At 66.7% G+C, this 23,756-nt stretch carries 21 protein-coding genes and 1 pseudogene; 17 read left to right on the top strand and 5 right to left on the bottom strand.

Annotation, left to right across the window (positions count from 1 at the left end; translation table 11 throughout):
- Positions 1 to 115 precede the first annotated feature (115 nt).
- The 10 genes from ACIRFL_RS41210 (at position 116) to ACIRFL_RS41165 (ending at position 11,830) form a co-directional block, all read left to right on the top strand.
- Positions 116 to 340, top strand: a complete 225-nt coding sequence (locus ACIRFL_RS41210; RefSeq protein ID WP_404040095.1) for a hypothetical protein — start codon at positions 116 to 118, stop codon at positions 338 to 340.
- Positions 318 to 842 carry a DUF6879 family protein gene (locus tag ACIRFL_RS41205; RefSeq protein WP_404040092.1) on the top strand — a complete coding sequence of 175 codons (525 nt, stop codon included), beginning with the start codon at positions 318 to 320 and terminating at the stop codon, positions 840 to 842. The genes ACIRFL_RS41210 and ACIRFL_RS41205 overlap by 23 nt, the downstream gene beginning before the upstream one ends.
- Before the next feature lie 16 nt (positions 843 to 858).
- Complete coding sequence (locus tag ACIRFL_RS41200; protein ID WP_404040089.1) at positions 859 to 1,707, top strand: helix-turn-helix domain-containing protein; 849 nt, start codon at positions 859 to 861, stop codon at positions 1,705 to 1,707.
- Positions 1,708 to 2,160: 453 nt separating this feature from the next.
- Positions 2,161 to 2,340, top strand: a complete 180-nt coding sequence (locus tag ACIRFL_RS41195; RefSeq protein ID WP_404040086.1) for a hypothetical protein — start codon at positions 2,161 to 2,163, stop codon at positions 2,338 to 2,340.
- 227 nt (positions 2,341 to 2,567) lie between these two features.
- Positions 2,568 to 2,762: a hypothetical protein gene (locus tag ACIRFL_RS41190; protein ID WP_404040083.1), complete on the top strand. Its 195-nt coding sequence runs from the start codon at positions 2,568 to 2,570 to the stop codon at positions 2,760 to 2,762.
- A gap of 948 nt (positions 2,763 to 3,710) precedes the next feature.
- Complete coding sequence (locus ACIRFL_RS41185) at positions 3,711 to 5,456, top strand: N-6 DNA methylase (RefSeq protein WP_404040080.1); 1,746 nt, start codon at positions 3,711 to 3,713, stop codon at positions 5,454 to 5,456.
- Entirely contained in the window at positions 5,453 to 6,676 is a 1,224-nt protein-coding gene (locus ACIRFL_RS41180) for a restriction endonuclease subunit S (RefSeq protein ID WP_404040077.1), read from the top strand. Before ACIRFL_RS41185 ends, ACIRFL_RS41180 begins: the two co-directional genes overlap by 4 nt.
- On the top strand, positions 6,676 to 9,819 hold the full coding sequence (locus ACIRFL_RS41175) for a type I restriction endonuclease subunit R (RefSeq protein WP_404040074.1): 3,144 nt from the start codon (positions 6,676 to 6,678) through the stop codon (positions 9,817 to 9,819). Before ACIRFL_RS41180 ends, ACIRFL_RS41175 begins: the two co-directional genes overlap by 1 nt.
- A gap of 542 nt (positions 9,820 to 10,361) precedes the next feature.
- Positions 10,362 to 11,054, top strand: a complete 693-nt coding sequence (locus ACIRFL_RS41170; RefSeq protein WP_404040071.1) for a hypothetical protein — start codon at positions 10,362 to 10,364, stop codon at positions 11,052 to 11,054.
- A gap of 116 nt (positions 11,055 to 11,170) precedes the next feature.
- Positions 11,171 to 11,830 (top strand): HAD family hydrolase, encoded by a 660-nt coding sequence (locus tag ACIRFL_RS41165; RefSeq protein WP_404040068.1) that lies wholly within the window; start codon positions 11,171 to 11,173, stop codon positions 11,828 to 11,830.
- Here the strand turns inward: ACIRFL_RS41165 and ACIRFL_RS41160 are convergent.
- The gene (locus tag ACIRFL_RS41160) at positions 11,811 to 13,085 is read right to left on the bottom strand and encodes a transcriptional regulator (RefSeq protein WP_404040065.1); all 1,275 of its coding nucleotides are present in this window, start codon (positions 13,083 to 13,085) and stop codon (positions 11,811 to 11,813) included. The genes ACIRFL_RS41165 and ACIRFL_RS41160 overlap by 20 nt on opposite strands.
- Positions 13,086 to 13,300: 215 nt before the next feature.
- Here ACIRFL_RS41160 and ACIRFL_RS41155 point away from each other — a divergent pair, with 215 nt between their 5' ends.
- From ACIRFL_RS41155 to ACIRFL_RS41125, 7 genes and pseudogenes are all read left to right on the top strand, one after another.
- A complete protein-coding gene (locus tag ACIRFL_RS41155) occupies positions 13,301 to 14,551 on the top strand; it encodes a methionine adenosyltransferase (protein ID WP_404040062.1) in 1,251 nt (416 codons plus the stop codon).
- Positions 14,551 to 15,474 (top strand): aminoglycoside phosphotransferase family protein, encoded by a 924-nt coding sequence (locus tag ACIRFL_RS41150; protein ID WP_404040059.1) that lies wholly within the window; start codon positions 14,551 to 14,553, stop codon positions 15,472 to 15,474. Before ACIRFL_RS41155 ends, ACIRFL_RS41150 begins: the two co-directional genes overlap by 1 nt.
- Positions 15,471 to 16,187, top strand: a complete 717-nt coding sequence (locus ACIRFL_RS41145) for a histidine phosphatase family protein (protein WP_404040056.1) — start codon at positions 15,471 to 15,473, stop codon at positions 16,185 to 16,187. The genes ACIRFL_RS41150 and ACIRFL_RS41145 overlap by 4 nt, the downstream gene beginning before the upstream one ends.
- Complete coding sequence (serS, locus tag ACIRFL_RS41140) at positions 16,180 to 17,472, top strand: serine--tRNA ligase (RefSeq protein ID WP_404040053.1); 1,293 nt, start codon at positions 16,180 to 16,182, stop codon at positions 17,470 to 17,472. Before ACIRFL_RS41145 ends, serS begins: the two co-directional genes overlap by 8 nt.
- Before the next feature lies 1 nt (position 17,473).
- Positions 17,474 to 18,496, top strand: coding sequence for a glycosyltransferase (locus tag ACIRFL_RS41135; protein WP_404040050.1), 1,023 nt, complete (start codon positions 17,474 to 17,476; stop codon positions 18,494 to 18,496).
- A gap of 188 nt (positions 18,497 to 18,684) precedes the next feature.
- Positions 18,685 to 19,488 (top strand): hypothetical protein, encoded by an 804-nt coding sequence (locus tag ACIRFL_RS41130; RefSeq protein WP_404040047.1) that lies wholly within the window; start codon positions 18,685 to 18,687, stop codon positions 19,486 to 19,488.
- Positions 19,489 to 19,547: 59 nt separating this feature from the next.
- A pseudogene (locus ACIRFL_RS41125) lies at positions 19,548 to 19,884 on the top strand (NUDIX hydrolase).
- 99 nt (positions 19,885 to 19,983) lie between these two features.
- Here ACIRFL_RS41125 and ACIRFL_RS41120 read toward each other — a convergent pair.
- The 4 genes from ACIRFL_RS41120 to ACIRFL_RS41105 all read right to left on the bottom strand — a co-directional run bounded on the left by ACIRFL_RS41120 (position 19,984) and on the right by ACIRFL_RS41105 (position 23,629).
- Positions 19,984 to 20,508, bottom strand: coding sequence for a hypothetical protein (locus tag ACIRFL_RS41120; protein ID WP_404040044.1), 525 nt, complete (start codon positions 20,506 to 20,508; stop codon positions 19,984 to 19,986).
- A 157-nt stretch (positions 20,509 to 20,665) separates the two neighbouring features.
- Entirely contained in the window at positions 20,666 to 22,378 is a 1,713-nt protein-coding gene (locus tag ACIRFL_RS41115; protein WP_404040041.1) for a relaxase/mobilization nuclease domain-containing protein, read from the bottom strand.
- A complete protein-coding gene (locus ACIRFL_RS41110; RefSeq protein ID WP_404040038.1) occupies positions 22,375 to 22,935 on the bottom strand; it encodes a MobC family plasmid mobilization relaxosome protein in 561 nt (186 codons plus the stop codon). Before ACIRFL_RS41110 ends, ACIRFL_RS41115 begins: the two co-directional genes overlap by 4 nt.
- 346 nt (positions 22,936 to 23,281) lie before the next feature.
- On the bottom strand, positions 23,282 to 23,629 hold the full coding sequence (locus tag ACIRFL_RS41105; protein WP_404040035.1) for a hypothetical protein: 348 nt from the start codon (positions 23,627 to 23,629) through the stop codon (positions 23,282 to 23,284).
- Positions 23,630 to 23,756: the final 127 nt, after the last annotated feature.

Raw genomic sequence — 23,756 nt, 5'->3', positions numbered from 1 at the left:
GGGCGAGTAGACCTTCATCACCATAAGAGATCCCTCCTGCCCGGCCCCTGCCGGGGCCGGGCTCAGAGGTGTCCACCACTCGGGGACAGGTCCCCACCTCGGTGAAGGAGCCACCATGGCACTGCACATGCTGGGCAAGGACCCCGACAGTCCGGACGGCAAGTCCCCGACCGTGTACTACGACGACGTGACCGACAACTACATTCTCCAGGGCTGGAAGGTCGAAGACTCCAAGCGACTTGCCCAGATGGACATCCCCGAGCACGAGACTGTGATCGAATTCCCGCGCCGCATGATGCAGTTCTTCCCGGAGGTCAATGGTGGCGGAACCGACGCTTGAGGACCGACTGCGCACCTGCGAGCGTTCCGCGCTGCACCTGGAGATGCGCGACGGCTACATGCGGTCCGACCCCCGGTTCATCGCCTGGCAGGCCGGGCAACACGATGATCCAGCGGACAGCGATCCAGCTCTGCGACCGTGGCTCGCCCTCATCACGGAGGCCACCGGCCGCGGCGTCGAGGTCCGACGGGCCCGTATCGTGTCCGAACCCATCAGCGACTACATCCGGTTCGAGCACCACGTCACCGCGCCCAACGTGGCCGCCGGCGAACAGGTCCGCTGGCTGCCCCGACGCAGGGCATCGAACCTCGCGCTGCCCGGCAACGACTTCTGGCTCTTCGATGACCAGCTGGTGGTGTTCCTCCACTTCGCCGGCGACGGCGAGCTTGCGCCGGACGACGAGGAAGTCACCACCGACCCGGCCGCGGTGAAGCTGTGCGCGGACGCCTTCGACGCCGTGTGGGAGCGTGCCGTGCCGCACGCGGAGTACCGGCCGTCCTGAGGGATTCTGAGCCGCGTTGTCCTCGCCGTCCTCCAGCGTTCAGCAGGCCAGGCACGCCCTTGGCCAGCGTCTACGAGAGATCCGTCTGGACGCTGGCCTTACGGCGCGGGAGCTGGCCAAGCGGGCTGGCTGGCACGAGTCGAAATGCTCGCGCCTGGAGCACGGCAGGACACCTCCATCGGACGCCGACATCCACGCGTGGACACTGCACTGCCGCGCGCAGGACCAGACGGACGATCTGATCGCGACCGCTCGCGGTATCGACGGCATGTACGTCGAGTGGCGCCGCATGGAGCGGGCCGGCCTGAAGCGGGCCCAGGAGTCCGTACGACCGCTGTTCGAGCGAACCCGCCGCTTCCGGATGTACCAGTCGTGGGTCATCCCGGGCCTACTTCAGACCCCCGCCTACACCACTGCCGTTCTTCGCACCGTTGCCACGCTGCGGGACGCACCGGACGACGTTGCTGACGCGGTCTCGGAGCGCGTGCAGCGGCAGCACATCTTGCACACCGGCATTCACCGCTTCGCCGTGCTGGTCGAGGAATGGGTACTGCGGACGGTGATCGGCGACACCGAGGTGATGGCCGGCCAGTTGGGCCACCTGATTACAGTGGGCACGTTGCCCTCCGTCAGCCTCGGCGTGATTCCCCTGGGGGTGCCGCGGGGCGCTGGCTGGCCAGTCGAATCGTTCACGGTGTACGACGACGCGCAGGTCAACGTCGAACTCGTCTCGGCGCACCTGACGGTAACCCAGCCGAGGGAGATCGACGAATATGCGCAGTCGTTCGCCTACCTGTCACAGCTCGCGGTGTACGGGGCCGAGGCGCGGGCATTGATCACAGCCGCCATCGACTCTCTCGGGTGAGTCCATGCAAGTTCGTGCACACTCCTGGAGCCACACATCGCCCCGTCCGTACGGTCCGTAACAAGGCCCCGGCGAGGCTGCGAACCTCCCGGGGCATGGCCGATTGGATGGAGTCGACATGCCGCACGCTACAACGTCGGCGCCCGTGGGAGCAGTCGATCTGTTGCCGCTCCCACCGATCCGCGGCCTGACCTCCGATCAGCTGCGCGGCCGGGCGTGCGTCTGGTGCACCGCCCGCCTGACGGCCGCCGCCGCTATGAGCCTCGGCGCACGCCGCCGACCCGGGGCCAATGAGAGCGGCGCCAGCTGGTACCCGCGGGGCTGCACGACGTGCGTGCGGACGGAGGCCCGCCGGGTTGCCGACCTCCACGCCCGCAACTGCTCCACCTGCCGCGGCCCCCGTGCCTGCTCGACCCACAGGGAACTGCTCGATCTCGCCGACGGGGACCAGCGATGACCGCGCAGGCGACCACCAGCAGGCGCGGCGTGTGCTCGTGGTGCAAGCGGTTCACCGACGGCATCCAACTGATCCAGATCAATGACGCAGGCTCGGGGTCGGCCACGCGCGGCCTGTACGCCTGCGGCCCGTGCCGTGAAGTCCACCACCTGGTCCCGCTTGCCAACCGGCCGTGAACCCGAAGCCCGAGCCCCCACCCGTCGCCTCGTTGACCTACGCCCAGTACTCGGGGTGGGCCTGCTGCTGGTGCGCCAAGAGCCTGCTGAACGTCGTCGGCGCCGTACCCGCCGGCATCGCCCGCGGCCGGGAGGGTTGTGCACGTCCTCGACGTCGAGGTCTACGCCTGCCCCGGCTGTGCCGGCCAAAGCTCCAGCCGCCCCACGAACCGCCGAGGGGGAACCCCGTGAAGACCGACACGGCTGAGCGGATGGCCGAAGCGCAGCAGTCGGGCGGCCGGGCCGCAGGCTACTGCTGGCTGGAACATCCGCACGGTGGCGCGCGCTGTACCAGGCGCCCGCACGAGGACCGGCACCACGTGGACTACTACCGAGGCCGGAAATCCGTGACCGACACCCAGGGCACCACGTGGGTGGAGTAGAGCCTCCAGCGTCGGCGAGGGCGAACCGCCGGCGCTGGAGATAAGCGGGCCGCCCCCCGTCCCCCGTGGGGGCGGCCCCGCGTCTTCCCGAGGTGCCGAGTGCGTGAGCTGTGCTCGGCCACATGCGGATGATGGCTGGCGTACCTGTGTCCGCCGGCGGTCATCCTCCGCTCTGACTCGGTCAGAGCGAGCCGCCCCACCCCCTGTCCGGGGTGGGGCGGTCTACGTTTGTACGGGCGACCCCCGCCGCGTACGTCGGCGGGGGTCCCCGCCTGCGGGCCGGGCCTCCCCGCCCAGGATCCGCAGGAGGCGACGAGCCTGTGTCTGGCGCGCACGAGGGGAGTCGCGCCGTCCTCGTCTGGCTCGGCAGCGTACAAAGCCGCTCGCTGTGATCAAGTCCCCTGAACGGGTGGCGATCAAACCATGATCGCCGGGAGATGTGGACTCCATGTGGACTCTGATCATGAAACGGGCCCCCTGTTCGAATAGAACGGGGGGCCCGTGACGCTCTGACCTGCTACGCAGGCTGTGCCCCCGGCAGGATTCGAACCTGCGACACCCGCTTTAGGAGTGGGATCGAATTCTTGCCGGGGGGTGCCTGGCCCTGCCGCATGGCGCTGTTTTCCCTGGTCAGTACCGTGCGGCGAGCCGTTTGATCCGGCTGCTGCCGCTCTGTATCGGACAGTCCGCTCACGCATCGCTCACGCACCTGAGGTACTCGGTGTCGTGCTGGCGCATCTCCATCTTGCCGTAGTGGAGTCTGCGGCGCCCGGTTCCTTCTTGCCGTCCTTCCAACGCCTTGCGGAGTTGCCGCTCCGGCAACACGTGCAAGCACCCGGGCCGATCGGCAGGAGCACGTCGAGGGGCTCCATAGCTGAACCATGGGATGCTGGCTGCTCCCTCTGGCAAAGTGATCGTCACTGCTAGACGATTCTCGTGAGGAACCTTGTGAGCACGCTCGGTAGCTTCATCTGGTTGATCGCTGACCAGCTTCGGGGCCCCTATCGCCCCAACCAGTACGGGACTGTGATTCTCCCGTTCACGATCCTGAGGCGGCTCGACTGCGTACTTGAGCCGGACCGCGCGGCGGTACGGGAGCTGGCTGCGAGGTACGAGAACCCGAACCGGCTCAAGGTCGAGGTCAGGAAGGCCACGGGGCGGACGTTCTACAACACCTCCAATTACGAGTTCGCGAACCTGCTGGCCGATGCGGACGGGCTGGCGGACAACCTCGCTGACTACATCGACCGGTTCTCCGCCGACGTGGACGTGTTCGAGTACTTCGACTTCAAGAAGGAGATCCTGGCCCTGGAGAAGGCCGGACTCCTACGCGAGATTGTCAAGTCCTTCGGCGCCGTCGACCTGCATCCCAACGTCGTGTCCAACGCCGACATGGGGGATGCGTTCGAGTACATCATCCGGAAGTTCAACGAGGCCGCGAACGAGACCTCCGGAGACCATTACACGCCGCGCGACGCGATCCGGTTGCTGGTCGACCTGCTCTTCGCGGAGAAGGATGTCGACCTCTCCAAGGGCGACATCATCCGGTCGTTGTACGATCCCACCGCTGGCACCGGCGGCATGCTCTCCTTGGCAGAGGAGCACTTGCTCGCCCATAACTCCGGGGCGAAGCTGAACCTGTACGGCCAGGAGTACAACCCGCAGTCCTACGCCATCTGCAAGTCCGACCTGCTCGCCAAGGGCCACGACACGACCAACATCGCCTTCGGCAACACGCTCACCGACGACGCCTTCAAGGGCCGTCAGTTCGACTATTGCATGTCCAATCCGCCCTACGGGGTGGACTGGAAGCAGTACGCCAAGGCGGTCAAGGAGGAGCGCGACTCTGCCGGCCCTTACGGCCGCTTCGCGCCGGGACTCCCCGCGACTTCGGACGGCCAGATGCTCTTCCTGCTCCACTTGGCCCACAAGATGCGTGCACCTGAGGACGGCGGTGGCCGGGTCGGTATCGTCATGAACGGCTCGCCGCTCTTCAACGGCGCCGCAGAATCCGGCCCCTCCAACATCCGCAGGTGGCTGCTGGAGAACGACCTTGTCGAGGCGATTGTCGCCCTGCCGACCAACATGTTCTTCAACACCGGCATCGCCACCTACATCTGGATCCTCGACAACACCAAGCACCCCGACCGCCAGGGCAAGGTCCAGCTCATCGACGGCACGTCGTTCTGGACCAAGATGCGCAAGAACCTCGGGTCCAAGGGGCGGGAGATCAGCGACGATGACCGCGCCGAGGTAGTGCGGCTGTACGCCGACTTCGAGGACGCCGACCCTGACCTCTCCAAGGTGCTGCGCAACGACGAGTTCGGCTACTGGACCATCACTGTCGAGCGTCCCCTGCTCGATGAGGACGGGAACCCTGTCGTCGACCGCAAGGGCAACCCGAAGCCTGACTCGAAGAAGCGTGACACCGAGAATGTGCCCTTCACCTACGGCGGCTCAACCGCTGGCGCAGCAGGGGAGCGCGAAGTCATCCAGACGTACTTCGACGCGGAAGTGAGGCCGCACGTTCCTGACGCCTGGATCGACTGGGCCAAGACCAAGACCGGCTACGAGATCCCCTTCACCCGCCAGTTCTACAAGTACGTACCACCCCGCCCGCTTGCTGAGATCGACGCCGACCTGGAGAAGCAGGTCGCCATGATCCTTGACCTGCTGCGAGAGGTGGAGCAGTGAGCGGCCTCCGAGCTTATGCGTCATACCGAGACGAGGCCCGCGAGACGTTCACTCGCATCCCGGAACACTGGGATGTTGTGCGGGGCCGTCACCTCGTCCGCATCCGTACGGGAAGTGGCGACACGGTCGATGCCGAGCCCGACGGTGAGTTCCCGTTCTACGTGCGGTCTGACAAGCCGGTCATGTCAGACCGTTGGGAGTTTGACACGACGGCTGTACTCACCGCCGGTGATGGTGCTGGCGTCGCGAAAGTCTTTCACCTCGTCACGGGACGGTTCATGGCGCACCAGCGCGTGTACGTGCTCGACGAGTTTCGGCGAGTAACCCCACGATTCTTCTACTACGCCTTTAGTAACCTATTTCACCTGATGGCCCTCGACGGCAGCGCGAAGTCCACCGTCGACTCGGTACGCAGGCCGATGATCGCGGACATGCCGTTTGCTGTCCCGCCGCTCGGCGAGCAGCGCGCCATCGCCGACTACCTCGACTACGAGACAGCCCGGATCGACACGCTCATCGTGGAGCAGCAGCGCCTGATCGAGATGCTCCGCGAGCGACGTACTGCCGTTGTCGCGCACGCGACATCTCAAGGCACACAGCTAGAATTTCGGAGGATCATCGCCGCGATTCGCCAGGGGTGGAGCCCCAACTGTGAGAGCTGGCCTGCCGACGGAGTGGCGGAATGGGGAGTCCTGAAGGTCGGCTGCTCGAACACCGGCAGATTTGACGCTGCTGAGAACAAGCGCCTTCCAGACGACGAGACTCCGCGGCCGGAGTTTGCGGTTCGTCGGGGCGAACTCGTCATGTCGCGCTCAAACACAAAGGAACTGGTGGGTACTGCTGCCGTAGTCCAGGGGGACTACCCGCGACTGCTTCTCTCTGATCTCACGTACGGCATTTCGCTCGCGGCCGACGCGGATCCGGCGTTCCTCGCGTATGCGCTCGCCTCTCCTGCAATGCGAGTGCAGATCAGTGCTGCTTCCAAAGGCATGAGCCACTCGATGCAGAAGATCTCTCAGCGGGACATTCGGGAGCTTCGCGTGCGGATGCCAGCGCTGGACGAGCAGCGCCGCATCGCGACGTACCTCGATGAGCAGACAGCGAAGATCGACACGCTCATTACGGAGACGGAGCGGTTCATCGATCTCTCGAAGGAGCGGCGTTCGGCGCTGATCACGGCCGCGGTGACGGGGCAGATTGACGTACGAGAGGCTGCGTGATGGCCGATCACAACGAGACTGTCTTCGAGACAGAGATCTGCGAGTACCTGGAGGCGCACGGCTGGCTGTACTCGGAGAACGACCGTGACGGCGGGGAGTACGACCGGGAGCGGGCGCTGTTCCCGAACGACTTGTACGCGTGGCTGGAGGAGACACAGAAGCCGGCGTACGGGAAGGCGTTGAAGGCGGCCGGCTCGCAGGCGAAGTTCCTCGATGTGCTTACCGCGGCGCTGGACAGGCCGCTGGAGCATGGCGGGGGCACACTGAACATCCTGCGCAACGGGGTGCAGTACATCGGTGGCGGTCGGTTGAAGATGGCGCAGTTCCGCCCCGAGACCTCGCTCAATGCGACCACGACGGCGCACTACGAGGCGATGCGGGTGCGGGTGGTGCGGCAGGTGCACTTCTCGACCGCTGACCAGCGCATCCTCGATCTGGTGTTCTTTGTGAACGGCCTTCCGGTGGCCACGGTGGAGCTGAAGACCGACTTCACCCAGTCGCTGGATGAGGCGATCAACCAGTACAAGCAGGACCGCAACCCACTGACTAAGGGGCGGCCCGAGCCGCTGTTGTCCTTCGGACACCGCGCTCTGGTCCACTTCGCGCTCTCGAACGACCTCGCGGCGATGACCACCAGGCTGGAGGGGGAGAAGACCCACTTCCTGCCGTTCAACATCGGCTTCGACAGCGGTGCCGGCAACCCGCCAGGCGCGGACGGACGGTCGTCGACGGCGTACCTGTGGGAGCGCGTCTGGGAGAAACATGCCTGGCTGAACATCATCGGGCGGCTGATGATCGTGCAGACCAAGGAAGAGTGGGACGTCACCACCGGCACGTCGGTGCGGCGTACGAGCATGCTCTTCCCGCGGTTCCACCAGTGGGAGGCCGTCACGAGCATTGTCGAGGCGGTGAAGGAGGAGGGTGTTGGGCAGCGGTACCTGATTGAGCACTCGGCCGGGTCGGGGAAGACGAACACCATCGCCTGGACGGCACACCGGCTGGCGCGGCTGCATGTCGATGATCGGAAGGTTTTCGACTCGGTCATCGTGGTCGTGGACCGCACCGTGCTCGACTCCCAGCTGCAGGATGCGATTCGGCAGATCGACGGCACCGGCAAGATCGTCGCGACTATCAGCCCCGAGGACGTCCGCAAGGCCGGCGCGAAGTCGAAGTCGGGTCTGCTGGCGCAAGCGTTGAAGAACGGCGAGCTAATCATCGCGGTGACGGTGCAGACCTTCCCGCATGCGCTGGACGAGATCCGGACCGACGCTGGCCTCAAGGGCAAGCGGTTCGCCGTCATCGCCGATGAGGCGCACTCCTCCCAGTCGGGTCAGATCTCCTCGAAGCTGAAGCAGGTACTGACGGCCGAGGAGGTCAAGGAGATCGAGGAGGGCGGCGAGGTCGATGTGGAGTCGGTGCTGGCTTCGGAGATGACCGAGCGGGCCGAGTCGGAGAACATCTCGTACTTTGCCTTTACCGCGACGCCGAAGAGCAAGACGCTGGAGCTGTTCGGTCGCAAGGAGGCCGACGGGAAGCCGTACGAGTTCCACCTGTACTCGATGAAGCAGGCGATCGAGGAGGGGTACATCCTCGACGTGCTCAAGGGCTATCAGTCCTACGACACCGCGTTGAAGATCGCTGGCAGGGCCGAGAGCGGTGACGGGGGAGAGGTTGAGGAGGCCGCCGCCCGTAAGGGCCTGATGCGGTGGGTGCAGCTGCACCCGACGAACATCAGCCAGAAGGTGCAGATCATCGTCGAGCACTTCCATGCCAACGTTGCCTACCTCCTTGAAGGCAAGGCGAAGGCGATGGTGGTAACCGACTCGCGCAAGTCCGCGGTGAAGTACAAGCTGGCGATCGACGCCTACATCGCCAGGCGCCGTACCGAGGACGCCTCGTACAACTACCGCACCCTGGTCGCCTTTTCTGCCGGGGTGACGATGGCCGAGGACGAGACCTGGCACAGCGACTGGGGTCCGCAGCCGTCGAAGGATGACGAGTTCACCGAGGCCAACCTGAACCCCGGCGCCGGGGCTGATCTGGCAGCGGCGTTCAAGGGTGAGACATACAAGATCATGCTGGTGGCCAACAAGTTCCAGACCGGCTTCGACCAGCCCTTACTCTCGGCGATGTACATAGACAAGAAGCTGTCAGGGGTCACGGCGGTGCAGACGCTCTCGCGGCTCAACCGCACCCATCGCACCGCTGGTGGGGAGCAGAAGCGTAAGACGTTCATCATCGATTTCGCCAACAAGCCCGAGGACATCAAGGCAGCCTTCGAGCCGTACTTCAAGAACGCGACCCTGGAGACCGAGACCGATCCGTACGTCGTCGTCCACCTGGCTAACAAGCTTGCGCAGGCCGGAATCTACACCGAGGACGACGTTCGCAGGGTCGCCGAGCTGTGGGTGACCAGGAAGGGCAACAACGCGCTCTCGGCGGCGATCAGCCCGGCGCAGCACGGTTTCCGGCGCCGCTACGCGCGGGCGATCGAGGAGGAGGACAAGGTCACGCTCCAGGCGCTCGACCTGTTCCGCAAGGATGTCTCTACCTACGTACGTCTCTATGACTTCATGTCCCAGATCGTCGACTACGGCGACCCCTACATGGAGATGCTCTCGATCTTCCTGCGCCTGCTGGAGAAGGTCATCGCCGAGTCCGCCTGGGCCGCCGACGTCGACCTCTCCGACGTGGTGCTGGTCGGGGTCAAGCACAACAAGGCAATCCCGGTCAACATCTCGCTTGTGGGCGACGGGCAGCTGAAGGGCATCAGCGCAGCCGGCACGGGAATGAAGAAGGATCCGAAGTACGTCGCGCTCCAGGTCGTCATAGACAAGATGAACGACCTCTTCGGCGCCGAATCGTTCGCCGAGTCCCAGATCAGGGAGTTCGTGCAGGGACTCGTCCAGCGGTTGCTCGCCGACCCGAACCTGATCAGGCAGACCAAGGTGAACTCCAAGAAGCAGTTCGTGGAGTCACCAGACTTCCAAGCAGCCGTTACGGAGGCGGTCGCAGATAACCAGGACGCCCACAACACGATGGCTGACTACTTCTTCACCGACGGGCCGGCCATCAACTCGATTATCGTCGCTCTCGCAGATGCCTTCTACGAAGCAGCGGTCGATCAGCAGGTGGATTCTTAGATACGGCAGTACGCATGTCGCGCCCCAGCAGACCACATTGCTGCTGCTGACCGGTACAGCACGGTCGGACTCTGGCTCCTCGGCCTCCATGCTCGGCCGCCGCGATACTGGGCGACGCGGAGACGATACGGGTCGCCAACGAGCAGGAGCCCTCCCGCCCGCTGGACGGAAGTGCTCCTGACCCGGTGTTTTGTTATGCCCGTTCAGGCGGCTGTGGAGGATATGAGATGCGAACTCGTGGGGGCCCCAACACGCTTTCCAAATGTTCGTATGGGGGTTCGGCGTCGGTCGTAGGCATCCTGACCTGCGGCGGAGTGTTCGAGGTGACCCTGTCCGGACGGGGTCGGACGTGGGCGAATGAGACCAGCACTGAGACCAGAACGGGCGGTATGACGGCGCCAATGCTGCCGGTAGCGACCAAGCGAACGCGGATCAGCCACGGCGGTGGCGAGATCCGTAAAGCCCCTGTCGGCTGAGGAGCCCTCTGGGTACACTCGACCGCACTAAGTGATCAAGTGTCCTCGGGAAACGGACCCGCCAGAGTGACAGAGGTCAACCCCTTCGCGCCGCTACCAGAGCACGTGAATCCTCCGGTGTGGTCATCCCTGGACGACCACCTGTGGCACTCGTGCGAGATCGTCGCAGATCTCCTTATAGGCGGTCTGGCTCGCCGTCCGTTGATCGCCACGACCGCGCGACTGGAGCAGGACGACCGTGCCCTTGCTGTCGGCCCCGGTCAGCGTTCGACCTGGCGAGCCCTGGGTAACGGGCGCTACCAGCACAACAATGTGGTCGCCGTCGGCAACCCGGCATTCGTCATCGGGAGTCTTGTAGGTTCCGCCGTCGGCAACTCTGCCAGGCGGCGCCAGGCGGCGCGTAACGCCCAACCACGATGGGTGGTCGATGGCCCGGGAGAGGTGACGATCACCCGTCAGAAGCTGCACTTTGCGAGCAGCACGATTGGACTTGACCTTGAGTGGAGGGCCCTGAGCGCGATCGACCTCGTGAGCGTTGCTACGTTCCAGACGAGCTTCGTCAATACTCGCGGTCAGCAGGTGACGACGATGGTGCACACACCATGGGCGTCCCTAGCCTTCGCTGTCGCCGCCATCACCGCGTTTCCCGCGCATCCTCGTCTGCTGAGCGGTGGATGGCTCCCCCCAGGGTTTGAGCAGAAATGTGCCCGCTTCGGTCGGCCGTGCCGCCCCGCCGCCACACTTGCGGCGCCCCAGTGATCCACCCCGGCTCCCGCCGCGCGTTGGTGTCGACTTGGGCTCGGGCGGGGTAGGTATTCAGCCGCAGTCCGATAGGGCTGCCTGCTCCAGGTGCTGCACCGTCTAACCTGCGGAGCATGATTCGTGCGGTGGTGTTCGACGTGGGTGAGTGTCTGGTCGACGAGACCCGGGAGTACGGGACCTGGGCGGACTGGCTGGAGGTGCCGCGGCATACCTTCGCGGCGATGTTCGGGGCGGTCATCGCGCAGGGGCGTGACTACCGCGAGACGTTTCAGGAGTTCCGTCCGGGGTTCGACCTGACCGAAGAGCGCGAGAAGCGCGCGGCGGCCGGGAAGCCGGAATGGTTCGGCGAGGACGACCTCTACTCCGACGTGCGACCCGCGCTGGCCGCGCTGCAAAAGGCTGGCCTTTGGGTGGGCATTGCGGGAAACCAGACCGTGCGGGCTGGTGGCCTCCTGCGGGGCTTGGACCTCCCGTCCGACCTGATTGCCACCAGTGACGACTGGGGGGCGTCGAAGCCCGACGTGAAGTTCTTCGACCACGTCATCGAGGCGACGCCCGCCGAGCCGGGCGAGATCTTGTACGTCGGCGACCGGCTCGACAACGACATCCGCCCGGCCGTGCAGGCTGGGCTTCTGACAGCTCTGATTCGGCGTGGGCCGTGGGGCACGATTCAGCAGCGTGATCCGGATGCGGACTCGATCACTACGATGCGCATCGACTCGCTCGCGGAGCTGCCTGAGAAGATCGCCAAGTTCAATGCTGGAGAGCGCTGACCGTCGTGCCCCAGTCGTAGAGACGATCGTCGAGGTCTCGGACGCACTGCTCGTTCTGCCATGGAGCGAGCGTGCGTCGGACTTCGCGGATGCGCTCCATGCCCGTCGCGTACCAGGTGATGGCGAGCTGGTCGAGGGCTTGGACGGCGTACTGGCATGCCGCCTCCGGGTGGCTGTCCGCGGCCTCTACCGCGGCGAGATCACCGAGGACGACCGTGCGCTGCTTGTCCGACTCGGGTGGCAGTTCGTCGAGAACCTCCCGAAGGGTCTGGCGGGCTTGCGGCAGGTGGCCGGCCTTCAGTTGTGTGTTCCCCTTGAATGCGGACAGGCGCACTCGGCTGAACCAGTCCAGCCATTCAGGACTAGGGTGCGCAGAGCCCGAGGAAAGGGCGTCCTCGGCGTGATGGATCAGGCGGAGGGCCGCACGAGGGTCGCCGCATCGGGTCTCGCATTCCGCCTCGACCGCATCCAGCCATGCCCAGAGCTCGGCGGAGGCGTCTCCACGTCGAGCGTAGGTGCGGGCAGCCATCATCCGCTCGATCGCCGCGTCACGGTCATCGGCCCAGCCGGGGACGAAGGCCATGTGCGCAAGGATGGCCGATCCGAGAAGAGGATCATCTGCTTCACCCGCCGCCTGCAGGGCACGCAACAGGGTCTCCGAGGACTGCTCGGGCTGGCGTAGGTCGAAGAACTCGATGCGGCCGGCCAGCAGATAAGACTCGGCGAGTGCGACGGCGAGGGTCTGGCGAGCAGGGTTCGCCGTCTCAGGCAGGAGGGCGCATCCCAGACGGGCGTGCTCCAGGACCGCAGGGTGAAGTATGGCCGGGGCCACGGACCAGTAGAGGTGCCGATGGGAACGAGTGACGGCCTCGAAGTCTTTGCCCACCGTGACCGGCTGCCTAGTGATGCCTGCCTGCACGGGGACGCTGGCTAGCCGAGCGCCCGTCAGGGGGGTACGAGCGGTGCTGCGGACCGTCGAGCCCGCAGGGCGGCTCTCGGTTCCCCAGGGTGGGGTGAATCCCAAGTCCTCCATGCTCTGGCCCAGGAGGTGGGTCAGGACTCGGTGGACGTCAGGCTGTGGCCAGGGCGGTGTGGAGGACTCCCAGCGCCGGATCTGACGCACGCCGACTGCCAGCCCCCTGATGCCCAACTTGGGTGCTGTCTTGGTGATGGCGTCAGCCAGGGCCTGTTGCGAGTTGTATCCGGCAGCCAGGCGAGCGGACTTGAGTCGGGTGTTGCCTGCGGGACGGGACATGAATCTCCTCCGGGACGAACTCTTGTCAGAGAGTGACATGCGGTGTCCCTACTGCGGCGCGAAATCGTCCATGCGAACGCAACTAAGCCCTATGGAAGCCCTTTTGATGTCCTATCAAGGTCCTCGAAAGGGACCTCTAGGGGCCCGGATGATCGGCATCTGCACAAGCTCAGTAGCTCTCATCTCTGCCCTGTCCCCCGTGAACGGAGTTCGTCATGCCTCGTACGAGCACGACCATCAACCACAGCCACGTCGTCATCGACACCGGCATGGGCAAGCCGGATGCGACGACCATCGTGGAGCGCAAGGGCCTCGGCCATCCGGACACCCTCGCTGATCACCTCGCCGAGCGGCTGTCCCGCGCGTACAGCCACTACACCGTCCAGCGCTTCGGCGCTGTGCTGCACCACAACTTCGACAAGCTCGCCCTCCTCGGCGGGGCCAGCGAGGTCCGGTACGGCGCCGGCCGGATTACGGCCCCGGTGCGCGTCCTGGTCAACGGGCGGGCCGCGCCGATGTGCGGAGGCGAGAGGATCCCCGTCGAGGAGATCGTCGAGGCCGAGGTCCGCACGTTCTTCGCCGAGAGGCTTCGCGAGGTCTCGGACCACCTCGACATCAAGTTCAACATCACCAGCAATTCCAGCCCCGGCGCCGTCCTCACCGGCGACGAGGTGCCGGACCGCACCCGCTGGTTCAACCCCCGCTCCATCGGTGACCTGCGTGAGCGGCGGGTCCGGCTGTCGAACGACACCTCGCTCGGGACCGGATGGGCGCCGGAGAACGCCTTCGAATCGTTCGTCCGCGAGCTGGTGAACCACTTCTCCGGCGAGAGCGAGTTCACGCTCTCCCACGCCTGGTGCGGCTCCGATGTGAAGCTCATGGGCTACTGGGACGGCGACCAGGCCGATGTCGTGCTGTGCGTGCCGCAGAAATCGCGCCACGTCGGAAGCCGCGCCGAGTACGTCCGTAACGCAGAGAGCGTCCTTGCAGAGTGCTACCGGCTCGCTGGCCTCAGGCTTCCCAGCGCCGAGGCCCGCTTCCGGCTCAACGCCCGTGACGTCCCGGAGAAGGACGAGCTGTACCTCACGTACACCGGCAGCTCGATCGAGTCCGGAGACGAGGGTGTCGTCGGTCGCGGTAATCGCGTCAACGGACTCATCACGCCCCTGCGGCCGATGAACCTGGAGGGCGCCAACGGCAAGAACCCCGTCTACCACGTCGGCAAGCTCTACAACATCGCCGCTCAGCGCCTGGCACAGCGGCTGCACGAGGCCACCGACGGCCACGCTGAGGTCCACCTGGTCAGCACCACCGGCCAGCGTCTCGACCAGCCGTGGCGCATCCTGATCCGGCTGTCCTCCCCAGACGTCGAGGCCGACAAGGTCCAGGCGCTCGTCGCCGAGACCCTGGAGGGTTTCCCCGCCCTCACTGACGAGCTGGTCTCCGACGGGATCGTGCTGAGCTGATGGGTAGGCGCACGCTCGGTGATGTGCCCTCGGGGTGTCGGGAGCGTTTACTCGCGCACTACGGCCCATCGGTTGAGGAGTGGCTGGACGCGGCCCCGGGCCTCCTGGCCGAGGCGGCGAGGCGATGGAACCTCTCGGTGAGGAGCTATCACGACGCGGGACACGCCTCGGCGGTAGCGCTCGCCGTGGCGCCTGATCGAACCCGCTTGGTGCTGAAGGCGTGGGTGGAGCCCCTCCGCTACCGTCACGAGACGGCCGCCTTGCGGGTGTGGGGCGGCGGTCCGACCGCGAACGTGGTCCACGCCGCAGATGACCTGTCGGTGGCCGCCCTTGAGCTTGTCGGCGGGCAGCCCGGGGGCGACGTCCGTCCCGTACGCGGGACGCAGGCGGTGGCCGCCGCGATCCACAGGGTTCACACGCTCGGCCGGCGGACGCCCGGACCGGGCGTGCCCAGCCTGGACGACTTCCTGCACGAGGTCGTTCTACCGCGCGTCTACCGACGGATGCACGTCCTCGACCTCGGCTCCCACGGAGCCCTCGCGGGGGAGGTATGCCACGAGCTCGCCAGCCTGCGCGAAGTCCCCGCCCGGACGACGGTCCTGCACTCCGACCTGTACGCGGAGAACGTGATCTTCGACGTGGAGCAGCGTCCTCGTCTGATCGATCCCCACCCTGTGGAGGGTGACGCGGTCTTCGACTGGGCATTCTGGAGCGTCTACTACGACCTCGAACGAGGGATGGCCGATCGGCTCGCCACGGCCGCCCGGATCTCCCGTATCCCCGTACCGGAGATCACGCCCTGGTGCAGGGCGCTCGCACTCGACGGGCTCCTCTACTACACGGAGATCGGCGACCCGGCGAGGCCGAAGATCGCGGCGGTGCTGTCCTCCCTGATGGCCGTCAGAGCGGGGATGGACCGATGACGACATACATTCTTCGCCACGGCCAGACGAACTACAGCAAGCGCTACCTCGTCAACGGCGACGCGGGCAAGCGCATCCACCTCAACGAGGAAGGCCGGCAGTCCCTGAGTCACGCCTGGACCACGCTCCCCCTGCACTCCGTGGCCACATGGCTGACCAGCGAATTCCCCCGAGCTCTCCAGACCACCTCGCTGCTGATGGGCGTTCCGTCCGCCGGACTAGTCGTCGACGCGCGGCTCAACGAACTCGACTACGGACAATTCGAGGGCGGACCTTTCCTCGACTACGCCGTCTGGCTCGACGCCCACGGACCCGATGAGTGCCCGCCCGGAGCATCCGAGTCCCAGCGCGAGGGCATCCGGCGGATGCTCACCGGGGTGCTCTCCGCCGACGATCACCCCGGTCCCAGGGTCCTCGTCGGCCACGGCCTGATGGTCTCCGTCCTCCTCTGGTACAGCGAGCGCGCCGAGGGGGAGCCAATGCCGCTGTTCCTTCCCGAGGCCCCGTACGTCGAACCGATCGCCATTTCCGACGACGAGCTGCCCGTTCTGATCACCGCCCTCCTGGACGATCTTGATTCGGGCATGTGCGAAAAGATCAGCGGCGCCGGTGGCACGGCCATATTCCGGATCAGCGAGGGGCCGGCGGTTGCTACGGTCGATTCGGTATCCCCATCCCATTCGCTGGATAAAAAGGATCTTCCTCATGCATGACGCCCGCGCCCTGATCGAAATGGGTGCCGAAGCTGTTCGTCGGCTCGCTCGTCGCGGCTACTCCCTGGACCTGTCCGAGCTGGAGTCCCTCCAATCCCGGCGCAACCAGAACATCCGCTCTGCCGACGAGCTGCGGGCGGAGTCCAAGCGGGTGGCGAGCGAGGTTCAGCAGACCGCGAAGCAGGGCGGGGACATCGGCAAGCTGAAGGAGCGCGCCCGTGAGCTGAAGGAGGAGATCCGCGAGATCGAGGCCGGGCAGGAGGGGGTCGAGGCCCAGCTCCGTGACCTGCTCCTGAGCATCCCGAATCTGCCGGACGACTCGGCTCCGGACGGTGACTCCGAGGAGTTCGCCATCGAGATGCGGCGCGTCGGCACGCCCCCCGCGTTCACCTTCGAGCCGAAGGACCACGTCGACCTCGGCGAGGCCACTGGCATCCTCGACTTCGCCCGAGCGGCGAAGCTGTCCGGCTCCCGCTTCACGGTGGCGCGTGGGGCCGGGGCGGCCCTGGAGCGCGCTTTGGCCACGCTCTTCCTCGACATCCACACCCGTCGGCACGGGTACGTCGAGCACTCCGTGCCCTTCCTCGTCACGCGGAAGACGATGACCGGCACCGGGCAGCTGCCGAAGTTCGAGGAGGACCTGTTCAAGACGGGCGTGGCCGACCGCGATCTGTTCCTGATCCCGACGGCCGAGGTCCCGCTGACCAACCTCTATGCCGACGAGATCATCCCGCCGACCGAGCTGCCGCTGGCCATGACCGCCCACACCCCGTGCTTCCGCTCCGAGGCCGGCTCGTACGGCCGGGACACCCGCGGTCTGATCCGCCAGCACCAGTTCGCCAAGGTCGAGATCGTCAAGATCGTAGACCCGGAGACGGCGGACGCCGAGCTGGAGACGATGGTCGGTCACGCCGAGGCATGCCTGAAGGAGCTCGGCCTCGCCTACCGGGTCATCAAGTTGCCCGCCGGCGACACGGGCTTCTCCGCCCAGCTCACGTACGACGTCGAGGTCTGGATCCCGAGCCAGAACACGTACCGGGAAATCTCCTCGGTCTCCAACTTCGGCACCTTCCAGGCCCGCCGCGCCAACATCCGGACCCGAGGCGAGGACGGCAAGCCCAAGCTCGTCGCCACCCTCAACGGCTCTGGCCTGCCCGTCGGCCGCACGCTGGCCGCGCTCCTCGAACAGTGCCAGCAGGAGGACGGCTCGCTCGTCCTTCCCGAATCCCTCTTCCCGTACCTCGGCTTCCGCCGGATCAAGGCGGACGGAACACCGGAGGCTTAACTTGCTCGTCGGCGTCTGCGATTTCCCTGGTAGCTACGCTTTTCCGCCTGCCGGCTACGGCGGGATCGAACGATGGCTGTGGGCGGTCGCCGTCGGCGCCCGGGCCGCGGGCGCCGACGTACACCTCCTCGGGCCGGGCTGGGTCGCGGACCTGGAGAACGACTGGGTCCGCAAGCCGGTCCGCCTGGAGGACATCCCCTCCGGATCGCTCGCCGAGCGCGACGTCCGCGACACCAAGTACGACCTCCTGATCGTCGGGCACGAGTACCCTTCGCTGCCCGCCTGGACCCGCACCTGGGACGCGCTGGACTGCGACGTCGCCACCTTCCAGCACTCCCCGGTCTTCCAGCACACCCCCACCGCCTTCGACGGCCGACGCTCCCGGCTGTACTGCTACTCGCCCGAGATGATCGAGCGGTACGCGGACCACCGGCCGATCCCCGAGCTGGCCGTACACCTCGGCCTCGATGAGAAGGAACCGCCAGCGACCGCCGGACGCGACCTCGTCTGGCTCGGCCGGATCGACGAGGACAAGGCGCCACACCTCGCCGCCCGCGCAGCGCAGATCCTCGGTCGACGCATCCAGATCGTCGGCCCCGTCTTCGACGAGACGTACGTCCGTCGCCACGAGCGCCTCCTCAGCGCCAACCACGTGAAGTGGGCCGGCGAACTCGGAGGCCTCGCCAAGACCGCCGCCATCGCCGAGGCGTCTGTCTTCGTCTACACGTACGCACGGCCGTACGTGGAAGCCGGCGCCGCCGTCTTCGGCGAGTCCCTCCGCGCCGGCACCCCCATGGCCGCGCTCACCTGGCGTAAGGGCACCTGTGCCGAGGCGGCCCTCTGCGAGCAGACGGGCGCCATCACCGTGGCCGACCCGGACGAGGACGACGAGACCGCGGCCCAGCGGCTCGCGCTTGCCATCGAGCAGGCGGAGACCCTCGACCACCGGCAGGTCCAGGAGATCGGCCAACACCGCTTCGACCCCGCCCGGCACTTCCTGGCCATGGCGTCGCGGTCGTGCTGACCGGCACAGCTCGTACGACCGGAGACGCGCTGGCCTCGCGGATACCCCCCGTACTCCGTGAGGCGTTATCCCACCCTCAGTGGGAGTTCACCATCGACGGTCCCCACGTCGCCATCCGGCACCAGCGGCGAGACACCCCCTACCGCCCGCCGCGCCAGCCACCCTCGTGGAGGGAGCTCCTCCGCAGCGTGGAGACCGCCTTCGCCCACGTCGGCGCTCCACGCGATGACTGTCTCCCGCTCCGCTGGGGGCGCGACACGGAGCTGACCATCTCGGCGATCCAGGCCCTCGACCCGCTCCTCAAGGACGGAAGACCCCAGACGTACCGACGGGGCTTCCTCCCTCAGCCGGTCGTCCGCTTCACCGGTGAACGCGATACCTCCGGCGACCTCTGCGACGGCTTCCTGACTTCCTTCGTCAACATCTCCCGCGTCCAACCAGTCGGAGGGCTCGACGAGTACGGCGCGATTCTCGACGGCTGGTTCTCCGTCCTCTCCCAACTGGGCTTCCACGCCCGCCACCTGAGCATCCACGGGACCTTGACACCCTGGCGCCGACGCGAGGTAACGGGCATCACACTGCACTTCCGCCACCTCGGGCTCGATCTCGGCGACATCGTCCTGCTGTGGAATGCCGATGACCCGACCCACATGGCCGTAGATCTGGGAACTGGACTGGAACGTCTCGCCTGGGCACGCACCCAGCAGCGCTGGCGCGATCTGGTCTATGGAGACTTCGCCGGCGCGGCACCGCCCACCACGTTGGACGCCATCCGCACGGCCACGCTCCTCTTGGGCAGCGGGATCAACCCCGCACCGCGTGGGGCCGGGGGTGTCGCCCGGCGGGTCATAGGCACGATCGACCCCGAAGCGGTACGCCTAGGTGTCAGCGCCATAGTTCGCGAGGCGCACGGCTACTGGTCACTCTTCGGTGCCCTACGTGCTCCGTGGCCGCATATTGCTTGTGCCATCGAGGAAGAGGTACGCAGATGAGGGAAGGGGGACTGCGGCCCATCGCCGCAGCCATCGTCGTCCATGAGGGGCGCGTGCTGATGGTGCGCCGCCGCGTCAGCGAGGGACAGCTCTCCTGGCAGTTCCCGGCCGGTGAGGTCGAGCCTGGCGAGGCCCTCGAGGACGCCGCTGTGCGGGAGACCCGGGAGGAGACTGGGCTGACCGTGGCCGCTGTGAAGCTGCTCGGCGAGCGCGTTCACCCGAAGACGGGCCGGCTGATGTCGTACACGGCCTGCGAGGTGCTGGGCGGAACCGCGTACGGACACCGAGGAGCTGGCCGAACTGGCTTGGGTCGCCCATGGTGAGATCCCGGAGTACGTGCCGTACGGACTGTTCGAGCCGGTACAGGAGTACCTGGACTCGGTTCTTGTCTCCTGATTGGCCCTGGGGTCAGGCCATGTTCGTATCGCGGTCCTGGGATACGCCGAAGAAGGCCATGGACCGCTACGAACCAGTTGACTTGGCACGGGTCCGCTTTCACCCGGTGAGCCTCCCGCGAAGACGTTCGTTCTCCTCTTCCAGGGCCTTGAGGCGTCGTTCGAGCTGGGCTCGGGTCGGCTTCTTCGGAGGTGGCGGAGGCGTGGGTTCCGTTGGTTCCGGTGGCTCGGCACGCAGTCCGATGGGCTCGAAGGCAACGATCGTTTGTTCGCCTTCCCCGCACTCAGGACATCGCTTGCTGTACGACCCAGCGGAGAGGGGGTCGGTGTATGTGTAGTGCGCCTGAGTCTCGATGATGTGGCCGCAGTACAGCCGAACACGCCACCGCATGATCTCGTGGTCCTGCTTCTTGAAGGACTGCGCCAGTTTGGCGGCTTCCTCGAACGCCTGGCGACGGCGCTCCGCCCTCGCCGGGTCTGCCCGGCATTTGGCGTTGTCCTCCTCGACCTGAAGCCGAATCGACTCGCTGGTCTCCTCGCTCTGCTTCTGACGGCGGTGGTCCCTGCGGGTGAGTGCGTATTCCTCCAACGGAACGCCGCTGCTCCGGTATTCGACTTCTCGCATGACCGGCACCGTAGTAACGGCTTACCGCCCGGCCGTGAAGGAGAACGGTCTTGGTCGACGATCTTGCGGTTTCTGTGACGAGATGCCGCGAGAAGCCCATGTGTGACCGTCGGGGGATGTTTGCGTACCGGCCCCGGGTGGTGTCGGGCCGGCCTCCTTACATCCGTGGACGGTTGATCGGATTCACGGTTACAGGAGTCGTGGCTGGCTGTGTCGCGTACGTCCCGAGGCCAGTCGCATGCGCCCGAGTGGTGGTGCGTAGCCGGGCGGCTTCAGCGCGGGGGTTGGGGGCGGGGTTGCGGCTGGTGTGCTGGATGCGGGTGATCAGCACGCGGGCGGGTTGGCGGGCGGTGGTGAGTTCGCGCTGGGCGGCTGCTTCCTTGAGGAGCTGGTGGGGTTTGTGACCGCCGGCCTCGGCATCAGCCAGGACGGTGGCGAGGGCCAGCCAGGCGGAATCGGCCAGGATGCGGTCGGCGTGGTCGGGGATGGCGGCACGGACGTCGTGGGCGAGGGTCCGGCGCGCGTGGTCGCTCGGCTGACGGGCGGCGAGGCTGTCGACGACGGGCGCGAGGGCGACATCGGCGGCGGTCTTCAGGTGGTGAAGGCTCTGGCGGGCGGCTTCGACCTGGTGGGCGTGGCCCTTCGCCTCGTGCCAGCGCCCGGCGACGATTGTGGCCCAGACGAGGGCGGTGAGCAGGGCAGCCAGGGCGCTGCCGTCGGGGCCGGTGGCGGTGTGGGTGACGTCGCGGGCGGCTTCGCGCAGGATGTGGGCGGCCTGGTTCTCGGCGCGGATCTGGGAGCGCTGTGCGCGGGCGAATGCCTTTGAGGCCGCTCGTAGTTCGGCGTAGAGGTGGGCGGGGGCTTTCTGGGCGGTGGCTTCGATGAGTTCGCCGAGCGCGGTGATGTGGGCCTGGGCGTGGGTGTCGTCGGCAATGCCGGTGTGGAGGGTGTCGAGGGCGTCGGTGGCCTGGTGCCAGGGGGTGGTGGGGCGGTTGCGGCGGGCGGTGGGGTGTTCCTCTGGCGCGGTGGTTTCGAGGCGGGCCTTGAGTTTGGGGAGGGTGAGGTCGGGGGCGATCTTTCCGCCGGGGTGGAAGATCTGTGCGCCGTCCTTGTTGAGGTCGCCAGGGCGGCCGACGGCGTAGCCGAGGAGGTCGCCGGACGGTCCGCGGCGGGGTTTGACCGCCATGCCGTCGGCCTGGAGGTAGGCGAGGAGTTCTTCGGCACTGCTGGCGTGGGGGATGGCGGCGCGGATGCGGTCCTGGAGCCATGCGCGGCTGGTCTGCTCCCAGCCGAGGCGTTCGGCCTTGTGCATCTCGGCCTGGGTGGGTCGGCGTTCGGCGGTGCGGTCTCCTTTCTTCAGCTGGCGCAGGCCGTAGGTCTTCTCGATCTGGCGGCAGGCGTCGCCGACGCGGATGCCGCTGTCGTGGAGCTTGGGGCGGCGGCCGTCTTCGCGGACGGTGGTGGCGAGGATGTGGATGTGGTCGTCTGCGTGGCGTACGGCGATCCAGCGGCAGGCCAGGTCGTCTTCGGGCGGTGCGATGCCGGCGGCTTCGACGATGCGTTGGGCGATGTCGGCCCATTCGGCGTCGGAGAGGTGACGGTCCTCGGGTGCGGTGCGGACGGGGCAGTGCCAGACGTGGTCGGTGATTTTCCTTCCGAACTCGCTGTTTCGGAGATAAACGGGTTCGTCGAGGTGATGGGCGAGCTGGGTGAGTGTGGCGTCTTGGTCGCGGCCAGGGTCGGGCATGCCGAGCATGGCGAAGCTGGCGACGATGTGCGGGTCGTTGTGCTCGTCGTGCTGGCCCGGCCCATATAGGTAGGCGAGCAGACCGCGGGTGTTGGACCCAGCCTGTTTGATGGCGGCGATCACGCGGCCTGGTCCTTCCTGGAGTCTGCGGGTTCGCGCAGGGCCTCGGCGATCAGCTCCAGCAGGCGGTGCAGCTCGTCGAGTCGGTGGCGGATGCCGGGAGGGGTGAGGTCGCTGTTGAGGACGCGGGCGATCTGGTTGACGTTGACGCCGATGCGGTTGAGCTCGCGCAGCACCTGGGCGCGGAACATGTGGGTGCGGCGGCGATCCTCGGACAGCGGCAGGTTCGCGGTGAACCGACCGGATACGAAGGCGAGGACGATGTCGGCGGTGAAGCCGGATTCCCCCTTGTAGCCGTGCGCGGCGGCAGCCTCTTGGAGGTCGGCGTGCTCGTCGCCGGTGAAGCGCAGCGGGCCGACGCGTACGGTCCGCTTGGTGCCAGTGAAACGGCGAATCGTCGGCTGGACGCTCTGCACCGCTCGCTCGCCGGCCGTCGGCTCGGCGGCAGGTGCGGGGTGGAGGATCTGCTGCTGGACGGCGTGAAGCTCGCCCGAGTCGGGGCCGCCCTCGGTCCCGGCCTCCTGGTCCGGCGCCTCCTGGCGCCGGGCCGTCTCCGCCACCCCTGGGGCGGAGATCCCCGAGGACCGGCCTTGAGTCGGACTCGGGGTACTACTGGCTCCGCCAGGAGCCACCCGTCCGAACGCACGCCGCAAACGCCCCATCAGCGTAGGGGACTTCGTCAGCGGCGTCGGCTCGTCGAATGTGCGGTCGGGGGCATGCGGGTCACGCGTCACGGGTGGTTCTCCAGAAAGGGGCGGCCAGGGCATGCCGATGGGGTGGATAAACCGGCAGGAGGGCGGGCGGTGACTCCCGCGCCCACAGGTGTGGATATGAGCGGGGTGTGTGAGGCGGTGACTGAGTGGCCGGGTGACCGGAAGGGTTCCGGTCACCCACTGGGGCGGGCGGTCAGCCGCTGTCCGGACCGGAGTCCGCGTGCCCTTCGATTTCGGGCCGGACGATGTCCATCACCTCGGTCAGCCGTTGGCCGCTGATCGTCAGCCCTTTGGCCTTAACGGCCTTTTGGACGATGGCCCGGGTGAGTTTCCCCGTCTCGACGGCGGCGATCCGGGCGATCTCCGCGAGCTCCTCGACCGTGGCGCTTGGCGGACGGCCGCCGCGTGGCGTGCTCTGCGCAACTTGGGCCGATGCCTCCGGCGTCTGGACGATCACGGCAGCCGGCGGTTCGAGCGGCTGTGCGGAAGTGGTGTCCGGATGGTCCGCGGGTTTGTCGATGAGCTGGTGGATCTGCCGCATCAGGACACCGAAGGCCAGTAGCGCGGCAGTCGGGCCTGCGTTCCGCGTAATTCAGCGTCCTAGAGTCACGAATCTGGGGTCTGACCTGCGCGGACATGGGTGAGGGCGCCTGAGAGGCGTTTCTCTA

The organism is Streptomyces sp. NPDC102462 (genome assembly GCF_044765425.1).
GTDB lineage: Bacteria > Actinomycetota > Actinomycetes > Streptomycetales > Streptomycetaceae > Streptomyces.
This window is presented reverse-complemented; position numbering and strand designations above follow the sequence as displayed.

Excerpts from the sequence above, each read along its gene's own strand:
- ACIRFL_RS41150 (WP_404040059.1), top strand. The coding sequence starts at position 14,551 with ATGGGTAGGCGCACGCTCGGTGATGTGCCCTCGGGGTGTCGGGAGCGT.
- ACIRFL_RS41145 (WP_404040056.1), top strand. The coding sequence starts at position 15,471 with ATGACGACATACATTCTTCGCCACGGCCAGACGAACTACAGCAAGCGC.
- ACIRFL_RS41160 (WP_404040065.1), bottom strand. The coding sequence starts at position 13,085 with ATGTCCCGTCCCGCAGGCAACACCCGACTCAAGTCCGCTCGCCTGGCT.
- ACIRFL_RS41210 (WP_404040095.1), top strand. The coding sequence starts at position 116 with ATGGCACTGCACATGCTGGGCAAGGACCCCGACAGTCCGGACGGCAAG.
- ACIRFL_RS41165 (WP_404040068.1), top strand. The coding sequence starts at position 11,171 with ATGATTCGTGCGGTGGTGTTCGACGTGGGTGAGTGTCTGGTCGACGAG.
- ACIRFL_RS41195 (WP_404040086.1), top strand. The coding sequence starts at position 2,161 with ATGACCGCGCAGGCGACCACCAGCAGGCGCGGCGTGTGCTCGTGGTGC.
- ACIRFL_RS41105 (WP_404040035.1), bottom strand. The coding sequence starts at position 23,629 with ATGCGGCAGATCCACCAGCTCATCGACAAACCCGCGGACCATCCGGAC.
- ACIRFL_RS41175 (WP_404040074.1), top strand. The coding sequence starts at position 6,676 with ATGGCCGATCACAACGAGACTGTCTTCGAGACAGAGATCTGCGAGTAC.
- ACIRFL_RS41205 (WP_404040092.1), top strand. The coding sequence starts at position 318 with ATGGTGGCGGAACCGACGCTTGAGGACCGACTGCGCACCTGCGAGCGT.
- serS (WP_404040053.1), top strand. The coding sequence starts at position 16,180 with ATGCATGACGCCCGCGCCCTGATCGAAATGGGTGCCGAAGCTGTTCGT.
- ACIRFL_RS41120 (WP_404040044.1), bottom strand. The coding sequence starts at position 20,508 with ATGCGAGAAGTCGAATACCGGAGCAGCGGCGTTCCGTTGGAGGAATAC.
- ACIRFL_RS41155 (WP_404040062.1), top strand. The coding sequence starts at position 13,301 with ATGCCTCGTACGAGCACGACCATCAACCACAGCCACGTCGTCATCGAC.